Below are 11,089 nucleotides of genomic sequence, written 5' to 3'. Positions count from 1 at the left end.
AGACACCGATCTAACGCTCGATGGTCTGGCGATCCTGGCAGAAAGAGTTGGCTTGGCAGAGCGGGTGGGAAATCAGTGAAATCTTCCAAGGAACTCCTGTTTCTCGCGCTCGGCGGATCGGGCGAAATCGGGATGAACGTCAACCTCTATTGCTGTGACGGCAAGTGGTTGATGGTCGATCTCGGCATGACGTTTGCCGACCCTTACTATCCCGGGATCGATCTGGTTTTTGCCGATCTGGATTTCATCGAACAGCGGCTCGACGATCTGGTCGGCATAGTGCTGACTCATGCGCATGAAGACCATATCGGCGCGGTGCCCTATTTCGCGCAGGATCTGGGTGTGCCGCTTTATGCCACGCCGTTCACGGCAAAACTGGTCCATGAAAAACTGGTTGAGGCCGGGATCGAGGACGAGGTTGAACTCAACGTCATCGATCATCTCGACCGGTTCGAGCTTGGGCCGTTCGGCATTCGCTACGTGCCGCTTGCGCACTCTATTGCAGAAGGCAACGCCCTGCTGATCGATACGCCGCATGGAAAGATATTCCACACCGGCGACTGGAAGCTGGACGATGAACCGCGCCTTGGCACGCCTGCGACGGAAGAGGAACTGACCGCCATCGGTGATGACGGCGTGCTGGCGCTGGTCTGCGATTCCACCAACGTGTTCAATCCCAAACCTTCGGGGTCCGAAGGCGAAGTGCGGGCTGGACTGATGGAAGCGGTGGCCGCGCAAAAGGGGCGGCGCGTGGTGGTTACCACGTTCGCGTCCAACGTTGCACGGCTTCAGACGCTGGGCGAAGTGGCCGAAGCAACCGGACGACAGCTTTGCGTAGCGGGCCGTTCGCTGGACCGCATCATCCGTGTGGCCAAGTCCTGCGGCTATCTGAAGAACCTGCCCGATCTGGTCCATATCGACGATGCGATGGATATTCCGCGCGGCGAATTGCTGGTGCTGGCCACGGGCGGGCAGGGTGAGCCGCGTGCGGCTTTGGCACGCATAGCCGGAGAGCAGCACCCGGTTCGGCTTGAGAAGGGCGATGTCGTACTCTTTTCCAGCCGTCAGATTCCCGGCAACGAACTGGCCATCGGGCGGATACAGAACGCGCTGGTGGAAAAGGGCGTGCGGATCGTGACCGATCGGCAGTCGATGATTCACGTTTCCGGCCATCCGGGGCGGCCCGAACTCGTTGCGCTCTATGACTGGATCAGGCCCGAAATCCTCGTGCCGGTCCACGGTGAAATTCGCCATATGGCTGAACAGGCGCAACTCGGGCTGGATGAGGGCATTCCCCGCGCGATCCTGCAGAAGAATGGCGATCTGATCCGGCTTGCGCCCGATGGGCCAAAGAAGATTTCGGAAGAGCGCGCCGGGCGGCTCGTGCTGGATGGTGATATCATCGCGCCTGCCGATGGGGAAGGCGTGGTTGCGCGGCGCAAGCTTTCGCAGAACGGGCTGATCAGCGTTGCGCTGGCCGTGCGGCACGATGGTGTGCTGACGTCAGATGTTGATATCGGCGCTATCGGCATCCCGTTGGATGAAGATATGGAAGCCTTTATCGCTGAGGCAAAGGTTGAGGCGGCAGAGGCTGTTCGCAAGCTCAAAGGGGATCGTAAGCGTGACCGCGTGGCCGTGGCGGAAACGGTGCGGCTTGCGGTGCGGCGTACCGGGCAGCGCTGGTCGGGCAAGAAGCCGGTCGTCCAGGTTCTGCTGCGGGAAAGCTGAGGCACGCGCATGAAAATCACGTCGATCATCGCGATCTATGGGTTGTTCTGGGTCATGGCGGCGTTCATCGTGCTGCCCTTCGGCGTGCGCACGCATGACGAACTGGGGCAGGCAAAAGTGGCCGGGCAGGCTGACAGCGCACCGGGCAACTTCAACCCGCGCCGCATTGCCTTACGCGCGACGATCCTGTCCGCCTTTGCTTTCGCTTTCTTCTACGCGAACTACATGAACGAGTGGATCACGGTAGCCGACCTCGATATCACGACCTATTTTTCGCACTGACCGTGCGAGGCGGGGCGACCAGCAAACCATCAAAGGCGCAGCGCCGTATCGATCCGGCACTGGCGGGGATGCTGCTGCTGGCGCTTGCGATCAGGCTCCCGATTGCGTGGTATACGGTCTACCACCACCCTGACGAGATCTGGCAATATATCGAACCGGCCTATGGCTTGGTCACCGGTGACTGGATCCGCACCTGGGACATTCGTCTGGGCATTCGTTCGTGGCTCATCCCGCTGGCGATGTTGCCGCCGGTATGGATCGGGCATGTGCTTGATCCGGCGGGGGAGTTGCATCTCCTTCTGCCCCGTATCGCGATGACATTTGCGTCGCTCGGCACGATCTGGGCAGCATGGGTTCTGGGTGAAAGGGCAGGGAGACAGCACGCAATCGCCGCCGCGTTCGTCACTGCCATCTGGGTGGACTTTGCCTACTTCGCTGCGCGCCCATCAAGCGACAGTTTTGCCGCGCTGGCGATCCTGCCGGGGCTGGCGCTGCTGGTGCGATTCCGGGATGGCGGTGCGCAGCGTGATGCGTGGCTGGGCGGTTTCTTGCTGGGGCTGGGCTTCATCGCGCGATTTCCGCTGGGACCGGCCTTGGCGATTCCGTTCCTGTGGGCGGGCAGGCTGGAAATCGGTCGTGCCTGGGTTCCGCTGCTGGGCGGTGCGATCTGCGGTGTTCTGGTTGATGTCGCAGCCAATGCGGTGATGGGGCAGCTTCCACTTTTGTGGATATATAACAACGTCTTTGCCAACGTTGTTGCCAACCGAAGTCATGCTTATGGCGTGGAGGCGGCGGACTGGTATCTGCGTGTGCTGGCCTGGCAATGGCAGTTTGCCGCGCTGCTGATCATACCGTCGCTGATTTTCGGGGCGAAGCGCTATCCGGCGTTGCTGGCGACGGCGCTTATGGTCATCGCGGTGCATTCCGGCATCGGGCACAAGGAGTATCGCTTCATCCTTTTGGGGGTGATGTTGATCGTCCTTCTGGCCGCAATCGGATCGGTCGACCTGCTGAAATGGCTGGCGCGCAAGGGTCAGAAAAGCGTGCCGAAACGGCGGTTTGCGCTGTTGTTGGTGTTATGGATGGCATTCTCTGTGCATCTAGGTGCAGTTCAGCCGTTCGCGATAAACTGGACGATCGGACAGGCCCCGCTCAAGGCGATGCGCACTGCAGCTTCGGTGCCGGGTCTGTGCGGCGTGGCGACCTATCGCATCCGTGACGTGCCGTTCATGTCGCGCGCGATGCTAAATCGCGATGTGCCAGCGCTGCTGCTGGATGGCCCTGCCTCGGCTTCGCTGGCGCAGCCGCGTTATAACGTGGCGATTGCGCCCATCGAACATCTGGGAGAGTTGCCAGCGGCCTATCGCTTTGCCGGGTGCATGTCACCGACCGCCCCGGTGTTCGAACAGCAGTATTGTGTGGCGGTGCGAGCCGGGCCTTGCACCGAACCGGCGGGTGTTTTCGACTACAACCGCCAGTTGATCGCCAAAGACCTCTAAACGCCTTCGAGCGCGTAACCAGCGGAGCGGACGGTGCGAACGGGGTCTGCCGCGCCGGGGATGGCGATGGCCTGACGCAAGCGGCGGATGTGGACGTCCACCGTGCGCAGTTCGATATCGCTGCCGCTGCCCCAGACCGCGTCGAGCAACTGCCCGCGCGAGAAGACGCGGCCCGGGTGCTCCATGAAGTGCTTGAGCAGGCGAAACTCTGTAGGGCCAACCTTCATCGCTCCGCCGCGCCGCGTGACGCGGTGCGCGGTCGGATCGAGCGAGAGGTCGCCAACGGTGATCGTCTCACCAGCCAGCGCAGGGCGGACGCGGCGCAGGACCGCGCCGACACGGGCGATCAGTTCGCGCGGAGAGAAAGGCTTGGTGACATAATCATCCGCGCCGGTTTCAAGTCCCCGAATGCGGTCATCCTCGTCCGAGCGGGCGGTGAGCATGATGATCGGAACATGCGCGGTGTCCTTGTTCCGGCGCAGGCGACGGCAGACCTCGATACCGCTGGTGCCGCCGATCATCCAGTCCAGCAGGACAAGATCGGGCGCATCTTCAGCCGCAAGCAACAGCGCCTCGTCACCATCGTCGGTGGTGCGAACATCGTAGCCTTCGCCGCGAAAGCGGTATTCGACCAGTTCGGCCAGTGCCGTATCGTCTTCAACCAGCAGCAATTTCGGAGCAGGCAAGCAAACCTCCATGACAGTCAGTTTGCCAAAGCACCTGTAATGTTACCGCCGTATGACGAAGCCGCAAAAGAGCGGTCAAGCTGGTGGCAACACTTCCTCGCGCTCTGGCAGGTTCGCGCCGGTTGCGGCGTAGTAGACCATTTCAGCGATGTTGGTGGCGTGATCACCGATGCGTTCGATGTTGCGGGCAACGAACAGAAGCTGGGCTGCGCTGCTGATCGTAGCCGGATTTTCGACCATGAACGAGACGAGGTTGCGGAAGATCGAATCGTAGAAGGCATCGACCTTTGCATCGCGCTCAACGATTTCCTGGGCGCTGATGGGGTCACGCGCGGCAAAGGCCGTCAGAACATCGTGGACCATATCGGCGGCAAGTTCGTTCATCGCAGGCAGCAGGGTGAGCGGTTCGAACCGCTTGCGGCCTTCGATGATGCCGACGCGCTTGGCGATGTTCTTGGCATAATCGCCGATGCGTTCGATAACGCCCGCGATTTTCAGCGCTGCGATAACCTCGCGCAGGTCGTCCGCCATCGGCGCGCGCAGGGCGAGGACGCGGATGGCAAGCTTGTCGACCTCGGCCTCAAGCTGATCGATGCGCTTGTCACGCGCGATAACGCCTTTGGCGAGTTCGTGATCGCCCCGCACCAGCGCGTCCATTGCTTCGGACACGGAAAGTTCGGCCAGCCCACCCATCTCCGCGACAAGGCCGCGCAGCCGGGTGATATCCTCGTCGAATGCCTTGACGGTATGTTCGGCCACCATGTCGTCCTCTTATGCCCTGTTGCGCGGCTCAGCCGTAGCGGCCGGTGATGTAGTCCTTGGTCCGTTCTTCGCGCGGATTGGTGAAGATATCGGAAGTCTTGCCGTATTCCACGATCTTGCCAAGGTGGAAGAACGCGGTGCGCTGCGAAACGCGCGCGGCCTGCTGCATCGAGTGGGTAACGATGACGATGGCGTAGCGGCCACGCAGATCGTCGATCAGTTCTTCGATGCGCGCGGTGGCGATGGGATCGAGCGCGGAACACGGTTCGTCCATCAGGATGACTTCGGGATCGACCGCAATGGCGCGGGCGATGCACAGGCGCTGCTGCTGGCCACCGGAAAGCGCGGTGCCGCTGTCCGAAAGACGATCCTTCACTTCTTCCCACAAGCCAGCACGGCGGAGCGACTGCTCGACGATCTCGTCCAGTTCGGCCTTGCTGCCGGTGATGCCGTGAATCTTCGGCCCATAGGCGATGTTTTCGTAGATCGATTTGGGGAAGGGGTTCGGCTTCTGGAACACCATGCCCACGCGGGCGCGCAACTGCACCACGTCCATGCCGGACTTGTAGATGTCCTGCCCATCAAGCAGGATATCACCTTCGACACGGGCGTTGGGAATGGTGTCGTTCATGCGGTTCAGCGAACGCAGGAACGTGGATTTGCCGCAGCCCGAAGGGCCGATGAAGGCGGTGACATAGCGCTGCGGGATCTCGATCGACACATCGTCGATCGCGCGCTTGTCTCCATAGAACACCGAGACGTTCTTTGCGCTCATCTTGAGAGGCGCATCGAAATAGGGCTTGTCCTGCCCTTGCGGCTCAGTCTGGATCGCTTCAGCGTTCATTTTACCACCGTTTTTCGAAGCGGTTGCGCAAGTAGATCGCAAGACCGTTCATCATGAGCAGGAATACAAGCAGGACCACGATCGCGGCGCTGGTGCGTTCCACGAAGCCGCGGTCGATCTCGTCGGACCACAGGAAGATCTGCACCGGCAGGACGCTGGACGGAGCCGTGAAGCCAGATGGCGGGCTGGCCACGAATGCGCGCATACCGATCATCAGCAGGGGCGCGGTTTCACCCAGCGCGCGAGCCATGCCGATGATCGTGCCGGTAAGGATGCCGGGCAGGGCGAGCGGAAGGACGTGGTTGAACACGACCTGCACCTTGCTGGCACCAATGGCCAGCGCGGCATCGCGGATCGAGGGCGGCACCGCCTTGATCGCGTTGCGGCCGGAGATGACGATGACCGGCATGGTCATCAGGGCCAACGTCATGCCGCCAATGAGAGGGGCCGAGCGATAGTGCGGGAAGATCGCAAGGAACACGGCAAGGCCGAGCAGGCCGAAGATGATCGAAGGCACGGCTGCAAGGTTGTTGATCGAAATCTCGATCCAGTCGGTCCAGCGGTTCTTCGGCGCGTATTCTTCAAGGTAGAGCGCTGCCAGCACGCCGACCGGAAAGGCCAGGACGAGCGTGACGAACATCGTCAGTATCGAACCCTTGAGCGCGCCCCAGATCCCGACAGACTGCGGGCTGGTGGCATCCGAACGGGTGAGGAAGCCCTTGTCGAACTGGCGGACCAGCTTGCCTTCAGCCTTCAAGCGGGTTGCGAGCGATTGGAGCGCGGGATCCCCTTCGCCGCGCATGGCACGGGCAAGATCATTGCTGGCGGGAAGCGAAACCTTGATCGTGGTGCTGAGCAAGGCAGGATTTGCAACGAGCTGATCGGCAACTTCACGCCACGCGCCGCTGGCAAGAATATCGTCGGCCTGCGGGCCGAGCGTGGCGCGGGCGGCATTGTCGACCACCTTTTCGAGGCCGGCCAGTTCCAGCCCGCCCATCGGATCGGGCTGGGTCAGGCGTTCGGCATCGATCTGCATCGCGCCTGCCAGCGGTACATCGAAGCGGACTTCGCTACGCTGGAACCCCGCGATGCCTGCCGAACTCATGTTCACCAGCAGGAGCAGGAGCATCAGCGCGGAAAACGCGACCGCGACGAAGCCCAGCCAGCGGAAGCGGCGGTCGGCCTTCTTGCGCGCGGCCAACCCGCTTTCCATCATGGCGCGGCGGCGTGCCTGAATATCTTCGAAGGAAGGTGTGGCGGAGGTCATTTCAGAGGCCTCAGTCATAGGCTTCGCGGTAACGCTTGACCACGCGCAGCGCGATGAAGTTCAGCGTCAGCGTGACAAGGAACAGCACCATGCCGAGCGCGAAAGCGGAGAGCGTGGCGGGATGATCAAAGCTGCCTTCGCCGGTGAGCATGGCGACGATCTGGAAAGTGACTGTGGTCATGCTTTCGAACGGATTGGCGGTGAGATTGGCAGATGCGCCTGCGGCCATGACAACGATCATGGTTTCGCCAATGGCGCGGCTGATGGCGAGCATGACGCCTGCGACGATGCCGGGAAGCGCGGCGGGGACGAGCACCCTGCGGATGGTTTCCGAAGTGGTCGCGCCCATTGCCAGGCTGCCGTCGCGCAGGGCCTGCGGTACGGCAGCGATGGAATCGTCGGCCATCGAGGAGACGAACGGGATGATCATGATGCCCATGACGAGGCCAGCGGCAACCGCGCTTTCAGTCGAGGCGCTGGAAATGCCGATGGCCTGCGCCGCATCGCGCACCAGCGGAGCGACGGTGAGCGCGGCAAAATAGCCGTAGACGACGGTAGGTACGCCCGCGAGGATTTCGAGCAGCGGCTTCATCACCTTGCGCACGCTGTTGCTGGCATATTGCGTCAGGAAGATCGCGCTCATCAATCCGAGTGGAATAGCGACGATCATGGCGATGATCGCGCCGATATAGATCGTGCCCCAGAACAACGGGATCGCGCCATAGACCTTCCCGTCGGGAGTGCCGGAACTCATCGGATCGGGAGACCAGTGGGTGCCGAAGAGGAAGTCCAACGGGGACACCATGCCGAAGAACCGCACAGTTTCGAACAGCAGGCTGACGATGATGCCGATGGTGGTGAGAATGGCCACCATCGACGCGATCATCAGCAGCGCCAGCACCGCGCGTTCCACCCGCGTGCGGGCGGTGAAATCGGGCTTGAGCCGCAGGAACGCAAACGCGCCGCCTGCAAAGGCAACGAGCATCGTTACCGCAAGGCCGATCGAATTGAACAGCGTAAGCGCTGCGCGGTAGGGTTCGACCAGCGCTTGCGCTTCTTCATTGAAAACGCCGAAGGCATTGCCCGAGGCAACCGCGCGGGCTTCTGAAAGGAGTGTCTCTCGTTCAAACCCGAAGGCGGGAAGCACGGATGCCGCAGGATCGGCAAGGACTTGCGCGGTGACCAGCGAAGGGCTGATCGCGTTCCACAGCACGGCAAAGAGCAGGGCAGGTACGCCGACCCACAGGGCCACGTACCAACCGTGGAAATTGGGCAGCGAATGCAGGCGGGCGCCGGGCGCGGCCTTACGGAAGGCCCAGGCGCGGGAACGTGCCGCCAGCCAGCCCAAAAGGCTCAGCCCGAAGGCGAGCAGAAGCAGAATGGCTGGCGACATGACCCCCGGTATTCCCTCTAACTTACTTCAACTGCGAACCGTCAAGAACCGGAAGGTCGTTAACAGCCTTGGCGCTGCCCGCAAGCACATCGTCAGGTGCGACGACCATGCCGAGCTTGGCAAGCGCGCCATCCTTGCCCCAAAGCTTTGACCATTCAGTGACAAATGCCTGCAATCCGGGAATTGCTTTCAGGTGGGCCTTCTTCACATAGATGTAGAGCGGGCGGGCACCGGGATAGCTGAAGTCCGAGATCGTGGCGTAAGTCGGCTCGATACCCTTCATGGTCAGGCCCTTGATGCGGCCCTTGTTCTCTTCGAGATAGGAGAAGCCGAACACGCCGATGGCCTTGGGGTTCGCCTCGATCTTCTGGACGATCAGGTTGTCATTCTCGCCCGCATCGACATAGGCACCGTCATCGCGCACTTCAGTGCAGATCTTGTCGTGCTTGTCCTTGTCGCTGTCCTTGAGCGCCTTCATCTCGGCGTTTTCGTCGCAGCCCTTGGCAAGGATCAGCTCCTTGAGCGCATCGCGCGTGCCCGAAGTGGAAGGCGGGCCATAGACGAGGATAGGTTCAGCCGGGAGGGAAGGGTTGACGTCCTTCCAGGTCTTGAAGGTCTGCGGTTTGCCATAGGGGTTCTTGGCGAGCGCCTTGTAGACGTCTTCCGGGGTAAGCGCGATGCCTACGCCGCCCTGTGCTTCGGCAAAGGCCACGCCATCAAGGCCGACCTGAATTTCGACGATTTCCTTCACGCCGTTCTTTTCGCACGATTCGAACTCGGACTTCTTCATCCGGCGCGAGGCATTGGCGATATCGGGGAACTGTGCGCCCACGCCGCCGCAGAACAGGTTCATGCCCGCGCCCGTGCCGGTCGATTCGATGATCGGTGACTTGAGCGACGGATCAGCCTTGGCCAGCGATTCAGCTACGGCCTTGGCAAAGGGGTAAACTGTGGAGGAGCCGACAGCGCGCACCTGATCACGGGTGGCCGCTTCCTGCGAACCGCAACCGGCAAGAGCGAGCGCCGAAAGCGCGGCGGCTGAAAGGGCAACATTGCGAATCATCGACATCGGTATAGCCTTTATCCCTGTTGGCAGGGCGGCCAATGCGACGGCAGCGTGACAGGTTTATGACAGAGCCGGGTTTGCAGCAACGTTCTGTTGCAAAACGATTGGAATGCGCACGGTGACCGTGGTGCCTTTGCCCAGCGTGCTGGCGATATCGAGCTTGCCACGATGGCGTTCGACAATGTGTTTCACGATGGCAAGGCCAAGGCCGGTACCGCCTGCGGTGCGGCTGCGGCCCGGATCGGTGCGATAGAAGCGGCGGGTAAGGTAGGGGAGGTGATCGGGGTGGATGCCTTCACCGTGGTCGGCCACGATCAGTTCCGCTTCGCCCTGTACCACGCCGACGGAGACGGAAACGGGGGCCTGCGGATCACCGTACTTGAACGCATTGTCGATCAGATTGCGCACCAGTTGGTCGAGCTGCTGTCGGTCGCCCATGACGACTGCTTCGCAGCTTTCCACTTTAAGGCGGTCTTCGCCCACGGTCATCGCGGTTTCGCTGGCAATCGTGCCGACCATCTGGCCCAGATCGATGCGATCGCGCGGGAGTTCGTGCTTTTCCGCCTCGATGCGCGAAAGCGACATCAGATCTTCGACAAGGCTTTGCAGGCGGCGCGATTCGCGCAGGACGGTGGCGTGGAACTTCGCCGCCGTTGCGGCATCGACCTTTGCATCAGGGTCGGCCAGTGTTTCGATATAACCGATGATCGACGCGAGCGGGGTGCGCAGTTCGTGGCTGGCGTTTGCGACGAAATCGGTATGCGCGCGGCTGATGTCGGCTTCTGCCGTGCGGTTCACCATTTCGATCAGCGAGAACCGTTCGTCGATAGGAACCCGGCTGACCTGCCAGATGCTGCGCGCGCCGGTAAGGCCGCGCACCAGCGCGCGACCTTGCGGTTTTTGGAGCAGGCCAATGGCTTCGGGATGGCGCAGGGCAACGCGAGCGTCCTGCCCTACGATATGTGCGCCCAATTCTTCGCGCGCGGCGGCATTTGCGGCAGCAATGCGCTGGCCATCGAGCATGAGGACGGGGAGGCCGAAGGGTTCGACCAGTTCGACCATAGCCTGCCGTGAGACGCTGCCATCGTCGCGGTCGATAGTTTCAACGGTGGGTTCAGGCCGTGCCAGCCACAGCGTAGCCACCCAGACCAGCAGGATCGCCAGTGACATCCAGAAGCCCGAACCGCCGAGGTACATGACCACGGCTGCGCAAAGGGCAACGATGACGCTGGGAATTGGCAACGACAAGCCCTTCATCGAATCACGCTGTGTGGAGTGCCTGCTTTGCGAATCGCCGATCCATGTTTCGGCCTTGTTGCAGTGCGAATAGGCGAGGCGGGAGCATCGGCGCAAGCCGTGCGCAAAGCATGTCACAAATCGATGGGCCGGGCGAGCGTCGTTCCAAGGTACAATTGGCGCGCATGGGCGAGGGGCGCACATTGCTGCCGATCCTAACAACAATTCATCGGAGGAACGGGGATGTTGCAGCAGGCCATGAGCAAATTCACCGGCGTCTCGCTCATTCGCGACAGGTATGACTATTTCATCGGCGGCAAATGGGG

10 protein-coding genes are annotated in these 11,089 nt (G+C 61.6%); 3 read left to right on the top strand and 7 right to left on the bottom strand.

What is annotated here, in order from left to right:
• Window positions 1-75: 75 nt before the first annotated feature.
• From ACOVQ0_RS06435 to ACOVQ0_RS06425, 3 genes are read left to right on the top strand one after another with little or no spacing between them, the layout of a single operon-like run.
• Window positions 76-1,728: a ribonuclease J gene (locus ACOVQ0_RS06435; RefSeq protein ID WP_421881710.1), complete on the top strand. Its 1,653-nt coding sequence runs from the start codon at window positions 76-78 to the stop codon at window positions 1,726-1,728.
• 9 nt (window positions 1,729-1,737) lie between these two features.
• Entirely contained in the window at window positions 1,738-2,010 is a 273-nt protein-coding gene (locus tag ACOVQ0_RS06430; protein ID WP_421881707.1) for a DUF1467 family protein, read from the top strand.
• Between the two features lie 2 nt (window positions 2,011-2,012).
• Window positions 2,013-3,509, top strand: a complete 1,497-nt coding sequence (locus tag ACOVQ0_RS06425; protein ID WP_421881704.1) for a mannosyltransferase — start codon at window positions 2,013-2,015, stop codon at window positions 3,507-3,509.
• Here the strand turns inward: ACOVQ0_RS06425 and phoB are convergent.
• The 7 genes from phoB to ACOVQ0_RS06390 all read right to left on the bottom strand — a co-directional run bounded on the left by phoB (window position 3,506) and on the right by ACOVQ0_RS06390 (window position 10,784).
• On the bottom strand, window positions 3,506-4,195 hold the full coding sequence (gene phoB, locus ACOVQ0_RS06420) for a phosphate regulon transcriptional regulator PhoB (RefSeq protein ID WP_421881702.1): 690 nt from the start codon (window positions 4,193-4,195) through the stop codon (window positions 3,506-3,508). The two genes, ACOVQ0_RS06425 and phoB, sit on opposite strands and share 4 nt — an antisense overlap.
• Before the next feature lie 75 nt (window positions 4,196-4,270).
• A complete protein-coding gene (gene phoU / locus ACOVQ0_RS06415) occupies window positions 4,271-4,957 on the bottom strand; it encodes a phosphate signaling complex protein PhoU (protein ID WP_421881700.1) in 687 nt (228 codons plus the stop codon).
• A 28-nt stretch (window positions 4,958-4,985) separates the two neighbouring features.
• Window positions 4,986-5,801 carry a phosphate ABC transporter ATP-binding protein PstB gene (pstB, locus tag ACOVQ0_RS06410; RefSeq protein ID WP_421881698.1) on the bottom strand — a complete coding sequence of 272 codons (816 nt, stop codon included), beginning with the start codon at window positions 5,799-5,801 and terminating at the stop codon, window positions 4,986-4,988.
• Window position 5,802: 1 nt separating this feature from the next.
• A complete protein-coding gene (gene pstA / locus ACOVQ0_RS06405) occupies window positions 5,803-7,086 on the bottom strand; it encodes a phosphate ABC transporter permease PstA (RefSeq protein ID WP_421881695.1) in 1,284 nt (427 codons plus the stop codon).
• Window positions 7,079-8,461, bottom strand: coding sequence for a phosphate ABC transporter permease subunit PstC (gene pstC / locus ACOVQ0_RS06400; protein WP_421881692.1), 1,383 nt, complete (start codon window positions 8,459-8,461; stop codon window positions 7,079-7,081). Before pstC ends, pstA begins: the two co-directional genes overlap by 8 nt.
• 22 nt (window positions 8,462-8,483) lie before the next feature.
• The gene (locus tag ACOVQ0_RS06395; protein WP_421881689.1) at window positions 8,484-9,530 is read right to left on the bottom strand and encodes a substrate-binding domain-containing protein; all 1,047 of its coding nucleotides are present in this window, start codon (window positions 9,528-9,530) and stop codon (window positions 8,484-8,486) included.
• Between the two features lie 57 nt (window positions 9,531-9,587).
• Window positions 9,588-10,784 (bottom strand): sensor histidine kinase, encoded by a 1,197-nt coding sequence (locus ACOVQ0_RS06390; protein ID WP_421881686.1) that lies wholly within the window; start codon window positions 10,782-10,784, stop codon window positions 9,588-9,590.
• Window positions 10,785-11,089: the final 305 nt, after the last annotated feature.

Origin of the sequence: Novosphingobium sp., from assembly GCF_049240505.1 — a bacterium.
Classification (GTDB): domain Bacteria; phylum Pseudomonadota; class Alphaproteobacteria; order Sphingomonadales; family Sphingomonadaceae; genus Novosphingobium.
This window is presented reverse-complemented; position numbering and strand designations above follow the sequence as displayed.